Origin of the sequence: Streptomyces sp. NPDC052020 (assembly GCF_040680575.1) — a bacterium.
Taxonomy (GTDB): domain Bacteria; phylum Actinomycetota; class Actinomycetes; order Streptomycetales; family Streptomycetaceae; genus Streptomyces.
This window is the reverse complement of the sequence record NZ_JBFAWY010000069.1, coordinates 1-13,138: the sequence shown is the minus strand read 5'-3', so window position 1 is coordinate 13,138 and position 13,138 is coordinate 1. Positions and strand designations below refer to the sequence as shown.

At 74.0% G+C, this 13,138-nt stretch carries 7 protein-coding genes; 4 read left to right on the top strand and 3 right to left on the bottom strand.

Going from position 1 to position 13,138, the window contains the following annotated elements; genetic code table 11:
• Positions 1–223: 223 nt before the first annotated feature.
• Positions 224–2,947: a DNA polymerase I gene (gene polA, locus AB0L74_RS34295; RefSeq protein WP_365661363.1), complete on the top strand. Its 2,724-nt coding sequence runs from the start codon at positions 224–226 to the stop codon at positions 2,945–2,947.
• A gap of 681 nt (positions 2,948–3,628) precedes the next feature.
• On the opposite strand, the gene AB0L74_RS34290 is transcribed toward polA, so the two are convergent.
• A complete protein-coding gene (locus AB0L74_RS34290; RefSeq protein WP_365661360.1) occupies positions 3,629–4,486 on the bottom strand; it encodes a DUF4184 family protein in 858 nt (285 codons plus the stop codon).
• Between the two features lie 263 nt (positions 4,487–4,749).
• Between AB0L74_RS34290 and AB0L74_RS34285 the strand changes: the two genes are divergently transcribed.
• On the top strand, positions 4,750–6,573 hold the full coding sequence (locus AB0L74_RS34285; RefSeq protein ID WP_365661358.1) for a lytic murein transglycosylase: 1,824 nt from the start codon (positions 4,750–4,752) through the stop codon (positions 6,571–6,573).
• A 28-nt stretch (positions 6,574–6,601) separates the two neighbouring features.
• Here the strand turns inward: AB0L74_RS34285 and hrpB are convergent, their stop codons facing one another.
• Both hrpB and AB0L74_RS34275 read right to left on the bottom strand, forming a co-directional pair.
• On the bottom strand, positions 6,602–9,133 hold the full coding sequence (gene hrpB / locus AB0L74_RS34280; RefSeq protein WP_365661354.1) for an ATP-dependent helicase HrpB: 2,532 nt from the start codon (positions 9,131–9,133) through the stop codon (positions 6,602–6,604).
• A gap of 79 nt (positions 9,134–9,212) precedes the next feature.
• Entirely contained in the window at positions 9,213–10,007 is a 795-nt protein-coding gene (locus tag AB0L74_RS34275) for a class I SAM-dependent methyltransferase (protein WP_365661351.1), read from the bottom strand.
• 402 nt (positions 10,008–10,409) lie between these two features.
• Between AB0L74_RS34275 and rpsA the strand changes: the two genes are divergently transcribed.
• Together rpsA and AB0L74_RS34265 are read left to right on the top strand one after the other, a co-directional pair.
• A complete protein-coding gene (rpsA, locus tag AB0L74_RS34270) occupies positions 10,410–11,900 on the top strand; it encodes a 30S ribosomal protein S1 (RefSeq protein ID WP_164396170.1) in 1,491 nt (496 codons plus the stop codon).
• A gap of 238 nt (positions 11,901–12,138) precedes the next feature.
• Positions 12,139–13,077 carry a PAC2 family protein gene (locus tag AB0L74_RS34265; RefSeq protein WP_365661348.1) on the top strand — a complete coding sequence of 313 codons (939 nt, stop codon included), beginning with the start codon at positions 12,139–12,141 and terminating at the stop codon, positions 13,075–13,077.
• The last annotated feature ends 61 nt before the right edge of the window (positions 13,078–13,138 follow it).

Sequence of the window (13,138 nt, the reverse complement as noted above, 5' to 3'; positions counted from 1 at the left end):
CGCGGCGCCGTCCAGGTCGTCCTCTCCGACCACCACTACTGGGGCGGCCTGCGCAACACCCAGCAGCTCGCCGCGATCTGCCGCGCCTTCGGCGGGCGGTCACGGCGGGCGGAGGGGAGCGGGGGGACGCGGGAGAGCGGTCCGCCGCGAGGCCCCGGCCCGGTGCCCGCGGCGGCCCCGGGGCCGGCGCCGACTGTCAGTGCGGCGTGGCAGGATCGGGGACGTGGCAGAGACAGCATCGAAGAAGACCGACACCACCTCCGGCGGCCGCCCGCGGCTGATGCTCATGGACGGGCACTCGCTGGCCTACCGCGCGTTCTTCGCGCTGCCCGCGGAGAACTTCACCACCGCGACCGGCCAGCCGACCAACGCGATCTACGGTTTCGCGTCGATGCTGGCCAACACGTTGCGTGACGAGGCGCCCACGCACTTCGCGGTGGCGTTCGACGTCTCGCGCAAGACCTGGCGGTCGCAGGAGTTCACCGAGTACAAGGCGAACCGCTCCAAGACCCCGGACGAGTTCAAGGGGCAGGTCGAGCTGATCTGCGAGCTGCTCGACGCGATGCACGTCTCCCGCTTCGCCGTGGAGGGGTACGAGGCCGACGACGTCATCGCCACGCTCGCCACCCAGGCCGAGGCCGAGGGCTTCGAGGTGCTGATCGTCACCGGTGACCGGGACTCCTTCCAGCTGGTCAGCGAGCACACGACGGTGCTGTATCCCACCAAGGGCGTTTCGGAGCTGACCCGGTTCACCCCCGAGAAGGTCGTCGAGAAGTACGGGCTGACCCCGGCCCAGTACCCCGACTTCGCGGCCCTGCGCGGCGACCCCTCGGACAACCTGCCGGGCATTCCGGGCGTCGGCGAGAAGACGGCCGCGAAGTGGATCAACCAGTTCGGCTCGTTCGCGGAACTGGTCGAGCGCGTCGACGAGGTCAAGGGCAAGGCCGGGCAGAACCTGCGCGACCACCTGGAGTCCGTCAAGCTCAACCGCCGCCTCACCGAGCTGGAGCGGCGGGTCGGACTGGACAAGGCGGTCACCGACCTGGCGAGGGCGCCCTACGACCGCAAGGCCGTCGCGATGGTCCTGGACACCCTGGAGATCCGCAACCCCTCGCTGCGGGAGCGGCTCTTCGCCGTCGACCCAGGGGCCGAGGAGGCGGAGTCCACGCCGGTCGTGGCGGACGGCGTGGAGCTGGACGGCACGGTGCTCGGCACCGGTGAGCTGGCCGGCTGGCTCGCTGAGCACGCCAGGCAGGCGCTGGGCGTCGCCACCGTCGACACCTGGGCGCTGGGCACCGGCTCGGTCGCCGAGGTCGCGCTCGCCGCGCCCGACGGGGCCGCCGCCTGGTTCGACCCGTCCCAGCTGGACGAGGACGACGAGACGGCGTTCGCCGGCTGGCTGGCCGACGCCGGCCGGCCCAAGGTCTTCCACGACGCCAAGCGGGCGATGCGGGTCTTCGCCGAGCACGGCTGGAGCGTCGACGGCGTGCGGATGGACACCGCGCTGGCGGCCTATCTGGTCAAGCCGGGCCGCCGCTCCTTCGACCTGGACGCGCTGTCCCTGGAGTACCTGCACCGGGAGCTGGCCCCCGCCGCGGCGGCCGACGGGCAGCTGGCCTTCGGCGCGGACGACGCCGCCCAGGCCGAGGCGCTGATGATCCAGGCCCGTGCCGTCCTCGACCTGGGCGAGGCGTTCGGCGGCCGCCTGGAGGAGGTCGGCGCCGCGGACCTGCTGCGCGACATGGAGCTGCCGACGTCCGCGCTGCTGGCCCGGATGGAGCGGCACGGGATCGCGGCCGACCGCGCCCACCTGGAAGCCATGGAGCAGATGTTCGCGGGCGCCGTGCAGCAGGCGGTGAAGGAAGCGCACGCCGCGGCGGGCCACGAGTTCAACCTGGGCTCGCCCAAGCAGCTCCAGGAGGTCCTCTTCGGCGAGCTCGCCCTGCCCAAGACGAAGAAGACCAAGACCGGCTACACCACGGACGCCGACGCCCTGGCCTGGCTCGCGACGCAGACCGACAACGAACTGCCGGTGATCATGCTCCGCCACCGTGAGCAGGCGAAGCTGCGCGTCACCGTCGAGGGCCTGATCAAGACGATCGCCGCGGACGGCCGTATCCACACCACGTTCAACCAGACGGTCGCGGCGACCGGCCGGCTGTCGTCGACCGACCCCAACCTCCAGAACATCCCGGTCCGCACCGACGAGGGCCGGGCGATCCGCCGCGGCTTCGTGGTCGGCGAGGGCTTCGAGTCCCTGATGACGGCGGACTACAGCCAGATCGAGCTGCGGGTGATGGCCCACCTGTCCGAGGACGCGGGCCTGATCGAGGCGTTCACCTCCGGCGAGGACCTGCACACCACGGCCGCCTCCCAGGTGTTCTCCGTGGAGCCCGCCGCGGTCGACGCCGAGATGCGCCGCAAGATCAAGGCGATGTCGTACGGGCTGGCGTACGGCCTGTCGGCGTTCGGCCTCTCCCAGCAGCTGAACATCGAGGCCGCCGAGGCCCGTGCCCTGATGGACGCCTACTTCCAGCGCTTCGGCGGCGTACGGGACTATCTGCGCCGGGTCGTGGACGAGGCCAGGGCGACGGGCTACACCGAGACCCTCTTCGGCCGCCGCCGCTACCTGCCCGACCTGAACAGCGACAACCGCCAGCGCCGCGAGATGGCCGAGCGGATGGCGCTCAACGCCCCGATCCAGGGCACGGCGGCGGACATCGTCAAGATCGCCATGCTGCACGTGGACCGGGCCCTGCGGGAGGCCGGCCTGAAGTCCCGGACGCTCCTGCAAGTCCACGACGAAATCGTCCTGGAGATCGCCCCCGGCGAGCGCGAGGCGGCCGAGGAGATCGTCCGTCGTGAGATGGCCAGCGCGGTCGACCTCCGCGTTCCCCTGGGTGTGTCCGTGGGCGTGGGCCCGGACTGGGAATCGGCGGCGCATTAGGGCCTCTCGTCTGGGTCACGCCGGGGTCGCGGGGCCCGGCACCCCGCTCCGCCGCGTTGTCGTCGGCCGCCATGGCGGCCTCCTTTGCCCCTGCGGGGCACGGCACCCGCCCCGTGATCCGGCGTGATCCGGACGGAAGTCCCCAGCCGCGGGTGACCGCCGCCGGGGAGCGCCCCGGCGCGGGGGCGGCGGCCCGGCGCCGGAGCGGCCGGCCTCGGGGGCGGCCCGGCGCGGGGGCGGCCCCGGGCGCGTCCGCCAGGACTGACCCGGCGCGGGGCGGGCCGCCTGCCCGTCACTCAGGTGGCCCCCGCGGGAAAGCCCCCGCCCCCGGCGGCCGCGAGGATGCGGGCATGGGTATACGCACGCTCCACCGGACCGCACCCCCGCGGACCGGCGCCGAGGGACCCGCCCGCGTGTCACTCCCCTCGGTCCCGGTCGTCGCGCCGGACGCAAGCACCGCCCGCATCCCCGAGACCTTCGCGCCGGCCCTGCGCCGGGCAGCGGCCGGTCTGTGCCGCGGAATCGCCCGCCGGCGGCCGGCCACCGCCGGACCCGGCGAGACACCCGCCTGGCGTCCGTGGGCCGAGCTGGCCCGCGGCTACCTGGCACTCGCCCTCACCCTGCTGCCGAGGCACCGCCCCGCCCCCGCCTTCACCGTGTTCGTCGCCAGTGCCGCCACCGTCAGCGCACGACCGGACGGCTTGGCTCCGGACCGGCGCCGTCCCGGACGCTCCGGTCCCGGGCCGGACGCCGCACCCTGACGGCCACGGCGTACAGCAGCAGCCCCGGGACGAGCCCCGCGCCAGCCCCGAAGCACACCGCCGGGATCACCTCCCACGGCTTGGCGACCGGACCCCAGTACTCCCACCACCGCGTCGCCCGCCGCACCGCCCCGGCCGCCGCACAGCCGCCGATCACCACCGCGGCCCCCCACCGCTCCCGGGCCGGCAGCGCCGCCACCCCCGGCGCCCCGGTCCGGGACGGCGCCCGCCGCAGCGCCCGGGCGAGGAACACCGCGAGCGCCACCGCCGCCACCGCCGAACCGCCGTACTGGAGGTACCAGTACAGCGGTGAGCCCGCGAACTCCCGCCCCAGCACGGGGAACATCCGCATCCCCCACCGGCCGTGGTGCGTGAACGCGTCCCACCCGATGTGCGTCAGCGCCCCGAGCGCCGCCGAGACGTACCACCACACGGCCGAGGGCAGTCGTACGCGCGTGCGGGGCGCCCCGCACCGCAGCAGCGCGCCGGTCCGGCCCTGCCACGCCCGCGGCAGCAGCGCCACCAGCGGTTCGCGCACCAGCAGCCACAACCCCACCAGGGCCAAGGCGATGAGCGCGTCCACCGTGAACACGCCCGGGACGGAGTGCGTGACGTCCCCGAACTCCATCGCCCCGGACAGCGCACTCGCCGCGTAGTAGGTCATGTCGGGCGAAAAGGAACCCGCCACGAGCATGGCCGGCACCAGCGCTCCCCGTCCGGAGCCGTCGGCGCGCACGGCGGGCAGGACCGCCGCCGCGTGACTGAGCGTGAACGGCAACGGGGCTCCTCAAGGCGGTCGTTGGCCGAACGGCGCCACCCCACGTGGCCAACCGGTGAAAATCGGGCACGAACGGGTGCCCATGCAAAGCAAGTTGTCGTAGGGTCGCCTGCGTCACCGTACCGGTCGAACAGGCGAACATTCACGCACACGGCACTCGGATCCGTTCCGGGGGCAACCCGGGGCGCGCGCCGATCGTCAACAGGGCGAGCACAGCAGACGGAAGAGACGGGCGCCCGGGCGTCCACGGGAGGGTTCACTCTATGGCGGCGCATTTCGGCAGCAGGCTGCGCAAGGGCGCGGCGACCACCGCCGTGGCAGCGGCCGCGGTCGCGGCCCTGTCCGCGTCCCAGGCTCCGGGTGTGACGGTCGACGACCACGGCAGACAGACCGCCGCCGACGCGACGCCCTCGGCGGAGGACGGCGCCGCCGGCGGCGACAGCGCCACCGGCAACTCGCCGTACTACACGGACCTGCCGCCGCTCAACAGCCCGCGCCCCGGCCCGTCGCCGACGGCCGGCACCCCCGTCGTCCAGGGCCCCGCCGAGGCGGGTATCCCGGCCACCGTCCTGGACGCGTACAAGAAGGCCGCGGCGACCCTGCGCGCCGCCAAGCCGGGCTGCAACCTGCCCTGGCAACTGCTGGCCGCCATCGGCAAGGTGGAGTCGGGTCATGCCCGCGGCGGACGGGTCAACGCCGACGGCACCACCCTCAGCCCCATCCTCGGACCGCAGCTCGACGGCAACGGCTTCGCGCTCATCAAGGACACCGACGGCGGCGCGTACGACGGCAACAGCAGCTACGACCAGGCGATCGGCCCCATGCAGTTCATCCCGTCCACCTGGGCGTGGGCCGGACGCGACGGCAACGGGGACGGCACGAAGGACCCCAACAACGTCTACGACGCGGCCCTGGCCGCCGCCCACTACCTGTGCCGCAACGGCTGGGACCTGTCCACGCAGGCCGACCTCGACCGCGCCGTCCTCAGCTACAACAACTCGCGGGACTACCTGAACACCGTCATGAGGTGGCTGGAGTACTACCGCAAGGGCACCCACGAGATCCCGGACGGCACCGGCACCCTGCCCGTGGGCCGCAGCGACTCCGGCGCCGTCCGGACCCGGCCCGCGCCGGCGCCGCAGGACACCCGGACGCCCGACACGCCCCGGGAGTCCCAGAAGCCGACGGCACCGGGCACGACCACGCCGGGCCCCGGCAAGCCCGCCGGGTCCGCCCCGCCCGACACCGGGACCCCGACCCCTCCGCCCGGGACGGGCGCGACGACGCCCCCGCCCTCCGGCACGCCCACCGACACCGTGGACCACCTGGAGAACGCCGGCACCGCGCCGCTTTTTGCCGCCGCCGGCGAGACGTTCGCCGAGCGGATCGGCACCCGGGCCGAGACCGCGGCCGGCAAGGCCGTCGGCAAGGTGCGGATCCGGTACACGATCACCGGAGACACCGACGCCGTCTTCGCCGGCGGCGAGCGCGTCGCCGTGGCCGTCACCGACAGCTCCGGCGTGGCGGTCGCCCCCGCCCTGCGGGCGGGCGAGAAGACCGGCACCTTCACCGTCCGCGCCACCGTCGCCGGCCGCGCGGTCCCCGGCCTCGACTACAAGGCCACCGTCACCGAGCGCGTCGCCGACACTCTCACCCGCACCGGCGCCACCGCGCTGACCTGCACCACCGGCGGCGCGTTCGCGGACAAGGTGGAGGTGAGGGCCGCGTACAGGGGCGCCGCCGCGGCCGGGGTCGCCGTCACCGCCACGCTGATCGAGTCGGCGCGGAACCCGGCCGTGAACGACCGCGGCCCCTACTTCAAGGACGCCGACGGCAAGGCCGTCCGCGCCCTGACGGGCCTGCGGACGGACGCCCGGGGCCTGCTGACGCTGCCCGCGCTGTACGCGGACGACACCGCCGGTACGTTCGTGCTGCGCCTCACCACCGCGGGCGGCGCGACACTCGACGTCGAGCTGACGGTCCGGGCGGCCCAGACGTCCTCGCCCGGCGCGTCGGCGAGCCCCGGCGCGTCGGCGAGCCCCGGCGCGTCGGCGAGCCCCAGCGCGTCGGCGGGCACCGGGGTGTAGGACGCAGGACACCGTACGGCGGCGGAGGTCACCGCCTGAGCCGGGCGCTGGTGTGCCGGGTCGGCTCGGCGGTGGCCGGATCCTCCGGCCACGGATGCCGCGGGTACCGGCCGCGCAGCTCCGCCCGCACCCCCTGGTAGCCGTGCCGCCAGAAGGAGGCCAGGTCGGCGGTGACCGCGGCGGGGCGGCCGGCGGGGGAGAGGAGATGCACCAGCAGCGGCACCCCGGCGATCTCGGGAGACCGCTGGAGCCCGAACATCTCCTGAAGCTTCACCGCCAGCACCGGCTGCCGCGGTTCGGCGTAGTCGATCCGGATCCGGGACCCGCTCGGTACGGTGATCCGCTCCGGCGCGAGCTCGTCCAGCCGCGCGGCCTCCCCGGTCGACCAGGGCAGCAGCCTGGCCAGCGCCTGCCCGGCGTCGATCCGCGTCAGATCCGCGCGCCGCCGGGCCCGCCCGAGTTCCGGCTCCAGCCACTCGTCCACGCGCGCGTGGAGGGCCTCGTCGGAGACGTCCGGCCAGGGCTCACCCAGGCGCAGACGCAGGAAGGCGAGCCGCTGCCGCAGCAGTCGGGCCTCCGGGGACCAGCGCAGCAGCCCGAACCCCTCCCGCCGCAGCCCCTCCAGCAGGGCGTCCCGTACGAGGCCGGGATCGGCGCCGGCCGGCGGCCGCACCGCCAGCTCCACGGCCCCGAGCCGCTCCACCCGCCGGGCCACCACGTCCCCGTCGGCCCAGCGGACCTCTTCCTCCTCGGTGTGCAGGGACGCGGCGGCCAGCCGGGCCGTCTCCTCGTCCACCTCGGCGGCGAGCCGCACGCGCGCGTGCCCCTTGCCCAGCGGCCGGTCCGCGACGGCGACCGCGAGCCAGGGCGCACCCCGCAGCGCCGACCCCTCCCCGAGCTCCACCCGGGTTCCCGAGGCCATCAGATAGGAGCCGCCGTCCTTCCTGGCGACCCGCTCGGGAAAGGCCAGCGCGGCCACCAGCCCGGCCAGACGCCCCTCGTCGGGGGCGCCCGGAGAGCCGCTCCCGGGCCCGGCCCCCTCCCCGGAGACGGCCCCTTGCGCCGATACGGCCCCCAGCCGCCGCACCTCGGCGCGCCACCGCGCCCCATAGGCGTCGCCCGCGCGTCGCGCCGTCCGCAGCGCGGCGACGAGGTCGTCCCCGTACTCCCGGGGCGCCTCCTCGGAGAGCAGCGCCACCACCTCGGCCGCCCCGCGCGAGGCACCCGCGTCCAGCAGGGCCCGCCCCAGCCGCGGATGCACCCCCAGCCGCGCCAGCCGCGCACCGCGCTCGGTCGCGCGCCCGGCGCCGTCCACCGCCCCGACGGCCGTCAGGACCGCGCGCGCCGCCGCCATCGCCCCGGCCGGCGGGGCGTCCAGCAGCGCCAGCCCGGAGGCGTCCGGATCGCCCCAGCAGGCCGCCTGGAGCGCGAACGCCGTCAGGTCGGCCACCTGGATCTCGGGGGTGGGGAAACGCGGCAGACGGGTGTCCTCGGCCTCGGACCAGCACCGGTACACCACCCCCGGGGCCTCGCGCCCGGCCCGCCCGGCCCGCTGCCGGGCCGAGGCCCGCGACGCCCGCACCGTCGTCAGGGCGCTCAGCCCCCGCGCGTGGTCCACCCGCGGCTCGCGCGCCAGACCCGAGTCGACGACCACCCGTACCCCGGGGACCGTCAGCGACGACTCGGCCACCGAGGTCGCCAGCACCACCCGGCGCCGCCGCCCGGGCGCCAGCACCGCGTCCTGCACGGCCGCCGGCGCCCGCCCGTGCACCTGGAGCACCTCGACATCCCCGGACCCGCCCAGATCACCGAGCTGTCCGGCGACCCGGGCGATCTCCCCGGCACCCGGCAGGAAACACAGCACGTCCCCCTCGCGCTCGGCCAGCGCCCGCCGCACCACCGACGCCACGTGCGCCAGCAGCGCCGGGTCCACCCGCATCCCGTGCGGAGGGCTCACCGGCCGCGCCGGCGGCGCCCACACCACCTCCACCGGGTACGAGGCGCCCCGCGCCTCCACCACCGGCGCCCCGCCCAGCAGCCGGGCCCAGCCCTCGGCGTCGGTGGTCGCCGACGCCGCCACCAGGCGCAGCTCCGGCCGCAGCGCCTGCCGTACGTCCCACAGGAACGCCGCCGCCGTGTCCGCGTCCAGATGCCGCTCGTGGCACTCGTCGAGCACCACGACATCCACCCCGGACAGCTCCTGGTCGCGCTGGAGCCGCTGGAGGAGCACACCGGTCGTGACGACCTCCACGCGCGTGTGCCGTCCGACCACGCGCTCCCCGCGCACGGTGTACCCCACCGTGCCACCGGTCCGCTCGCCCAGCAGCCACGCCATCCGGCGGGCCGCCGCCCGCGCCGCGATCCGCCGCGGTTCGGCCACCACCACCCTGCGCGCCGGGCCCCCGCCCAGCAGTCCCGCCAGCGCCGGCGGGACCAGGGTCGTCTTGCCGGTCCCGGGCGGCGCGACGAGGACCGCGGTTCCGTGCCCGTCCAGGGCGCCGTTCAGGGCGGGCAGGGCATCGCGTACGGGCAGGGCGTCCAGGGCGTCGTAACGGATCACGTCCCCCAGTGTCGTACGCCGTCCCCCGCGCGGGGGCGCCGCCGCGGACCGGTGGCACCGGCCCGCCGCGCGCGCCCGCTCAGTCCCGCTCGCACACGAAGACCGCCGTCCCCGGGAGGAGACGGCCGCGCAGCGGCGACCAGCCGCCCCATTCGGAGGTGTTCCAGTCCGGCCACTCCGGCTCCACCAGGTCCACCAGGCGGAAGCCCGACGCCACCACGTCCCGGACCCGGTCCCCGAGCGTCCGGTGGTGCTCGACGTACACCGCCCGGCCGTCCCCGTCCTGCTCGACGTAGGGCGTGCGGTCGAAGTAGGAGGAGGAGACGGACAGGCCCTCGGGCCCGGGCTCGTCGGGGAAGGCCCAGCGGATCGGGTGGGTCACGGAGAACACCAGGCGCCCGCCCGGACGCAGCACCCGGCGCGCCTCGCGCAGGACCAGCCGGGGGTCGGCGACGAAGGGCAGCGCGCCGTACGCCGAGCAGGCCAGGTCGAAGGAGGCGTCCGCGAAGGGCAGCGCGGCCGCGTCGGCACACACCAGAGGGAACGTTCCGCCGATGCGCAGCGCGTGCTGGAGCTGCCGGTGCGAGATGTCCAGGGCGACCGGACGGGCGCCCTGGCCGGCCAGCCAGCGCGAGCACTGGGCGGCGCCGGCGCCGATCTCCAGGACGTCCCGGCCCTTCAGCTCCCCGGGCGGGCCGAGCAGCTCGGCCTCCGCCTCGTCCAGACCCTCGGGGCCCCACACGAAGCGGTCGTCGCCGAGGAAGGTGCCGTGCTCGACCTGGTACTCGTCCGCGTTGCGGTCCCACCAGCCCCGGTTGGCGCGGGCGCTCTCCACGACACCGGCGTCACGGCGGGTGGCCTCCGGCTCGGGCACATCGGGCTCTTGGATGATCGGCTCCTTCGTACTAATCTGCGGCCTCGCTCCGGTCCGGCCGGTCCAGGGGGTGTGTCACGAAGCGGACATCACGCCCCCCGGACGGCCTCGGACGGCACGTTTTCCGCCGGGCTTGCGGAGATCCGCCCCGAGTGCGCGGCTTCGCGCATTGACCCCGCCCGGCTGCCCCCGTATGCTACAAGTTGCGCTGCGGGCCTGCGCGCCTCAGACGGAGCAGGCTGCGCTCGCATCTGTTGTATGTCCCCTCGGTTGTCGAGGCGCCACCGGGCACCCGGTGTCTGGATTGGCGCTTCCTTGGCTGTCCGGCTTCTGCAGAGCGAAACGGGCTCCAGCGTGAGCAGTACCTACGACTTCAATGTCCGTACCGGAGCCCTTTACCACATGACGAGCAGCACCGAGACCACCGCCACCACCCCCCAGGTTGCGGTCAACGACATCGGTAACGAGGAAGCGTTCCTCGCCGCGATCGACGAGACGATCAAGTACTTCAACGACGGCGACATCGTCGACGGCGTCATCGTGAAGGTCGACCGGGACGAGGTCCTGCTCGACATCGGCTACAAGACTGAGGGTGTCATCCCCAGCCGCGAGCTCTCGATCAAGCACGACGTCGACCCGAACGAGGTTGTCGCCGTCGGCGACGAGATCGAGGCCCTGGTCCTCCAGAAGGAGGACAAGGAAGGCCGCCTGATCCTCTCGAAGAAGCGCGCCCAGTACGAGCGTGCCTGGGGCACCATCGAGAAGATCAAGGAAGAGGACGGCATTGTCACCGGTACCGTCATCGAGGTCGTCAAGGGTGGTCTCATCCTCGACATCGGCCTCCGCGGCTTCCTCCCGGCCTCCCTGGTCGAGATGCGTCGGGTCCGCGACCTCCAGCCGTACGTCGGCAAGGAGCTCGAGGCGAAGATCATCGAGCTGGACAAGAACCGCAACAACGTGGTCCTGTCCCGCCGTGCCTGGCTCGAGCAGACCCAGTCCGAGGTCCGCCAGACCTTCCTCACGACCCTCCAGAAGGGTCAGGTCCGTTCCGGCGTCGTGTCCTCGATCGTCAACTTCGGTGCCTTCGTGGACCTGGGTGGCGTCGACGGTCTGGTCCACGTTTCCGAGCTGTCCTGGAAGCACATCGACCACCCGTCCGAGGTCGTCGAGGTCGGCCAGGAGGTCACCGTCGAGGTTCTCGACGTGGACATGGACCGCGAGCGTGTCTCCCTGTCGCTGAAGGCGACCCAGGAAGACCCGTGGCAGCAGTTCGCCCGCACCCACCAGATCGGCCAGGTCGTGCCCGGCAAGGTCACGAAGCTGGTTCCGTTCGGTGCGTTCGTCCGCGTGGACGAGGGCATCGAGGGTCTGGTCCACATCTCCGAGCTGGCCGAGCGCCACGTGGAGATCCCGGAGCAGGTCGTCCAGGTCAACGACGAGATCTTCGTCAAGGTCATCGACATCGACCTCGAGCGCCGTCGCATCAGCCTCTCGCTGAAGCAGGCCAACGAGTCCTTCGGTGCCGACCCGACGGCGGTCGAGTTCGACCCGACCCTGTACGGCATGGCCGCGTCCTACGACGACCAGGGCAACTACATCTACCCCGAGGGCTTCGACCCGGAGACCAACGACTGGCTGCCGGGCTACGAGAAGCAGCGCGAGGAGTGGGAGCGCCAGTACGCCGAGGCGCAGGCCCGCTTCGAGCAGCACCAGGCGCAGGTCATCAAGTCCCGCGAGGCGGACGCCCAGGCCGCTGCCGAGGGTGGCGAGGCCGCCGCTCCGGCCGCGTCCGGCGGTTCGTACTCCTCCGAGGGCGGCGACACCTCCGGTGCGCTGGCGTCGGACGAGGCGCTGGCCGCGCTGCGCGAGAAGCTGGCCGGCGGCCAGAGCTGAGCGCACGCTGAGCAGCTCGTGACCGAGCAGTAGCTCTCTCGGCCCGAGGGCCCGCATCCTTCCCGGATGCGGGCCCTCGGCATGTGCGCCCCTCCGCCGGGCGCCGCGGCGCGCGACCGCGCACGGTCGAGGCGCACGTGAAGAGTGGGTGAAGAACGGCCTGATCATGGGTATGGGCGGGGAATGCCCCTGCCCCGTGCCACGTTGTGCCGTACGAACACGAGGAGGAGCGGTCACTGTGCTTGATCCGCAGGGTTTGTACGCATGGGAGCCGAAGGGCCTGGCCGTGGTCGACATGGCGCTCGCCCAGGAGTCGGCCGGCCTTGTCATGCTCTACCACTTCGACGGATACATCGACGCGGGCGAGACCGGCGACCAGATCGTCGACCGGCTGCTCGACTCGCTGCCCCACCAGGTCGTGGCCCGTTTCGACCACGACCGGCTCGTGGACTACCGGGCCCGCCGTCCGCTGCTGACCTTCAAGCGCGACCGCTGGACCGATTACGAGGACCCCGCCCTGGAGGTGCGGATCGTCCAGGACGCCACCGGAGCGCCCTTCCTGCTGCTGTCGGGCCCCGAGCCGGACGTCGAGTGGGAGCGCTTCGCCGTGGCCGTCCGGCAGATCGTGGAGCGGCTCGGCGTCCGCCTGTCCGTGAACTTCCACGGCATCCCCATGGGCGTCCCCCACACCCGCCCCGTCGGCCTCACCCCGCACGGCAACCGCACCGACCTGGTCCCGGGCCACCGCAGCCCCTTCGAGGAGGCACAGGTTCCCGGCAGCGCCGAGTCCCTCGTCGAGTACCGGCTCATGGAGGCCGGGCACGACGTCCTGGGGGTCGCCGCGCACGTGCCGCACTACATCGCCCGCTCCCCGTACCCGGACGCCGCGCTGACCGTCCTGGAGGCCATCACGGCCGCGACCGGCCTGGTGCTGCCCGGTATCGCGCACGCGCTGCGCACCGAGGCCCACCGCACCCAGACCGAGATCGACCGGCAGATCCGCGAGGGCGACGAGGAGCTCACCGCGCTTGTCCAGGGCCTCGAGCACCAGTACGACGCCGCGGCGGGCGCCGAGACGCGCGGCAACATGCTGGCCGAGCCCGTCGAGATCCCGTCGGCCGACGAGATCGGGCGGGAATTCGAGAAGTTCCTGGCGGAGCGGGAAGGCGACGGCTGATCGGATACCCTGCCGGGTGGCCGGTCTCACCTGATCGCCCCGGCCGGGGCGATCAGGTGAG

Bases quoted from the DNA above. Each gene is read 5' to 3' on its own strand.
- AB0L74_RS34285 (WP_365661358.1), top strand. From the start codon at position 4,750: ATGGCGGCGCATTTCGGCAGCAGGCTGCGCAAGGGCGCGGCGACCACC.
- rpsA (WP_164396170.1), top strand. From the start codon at position 10,410: ATGACGAGCAGCACCGAGACCACCGCCACCACCCCCCAGGTTGCGGTC.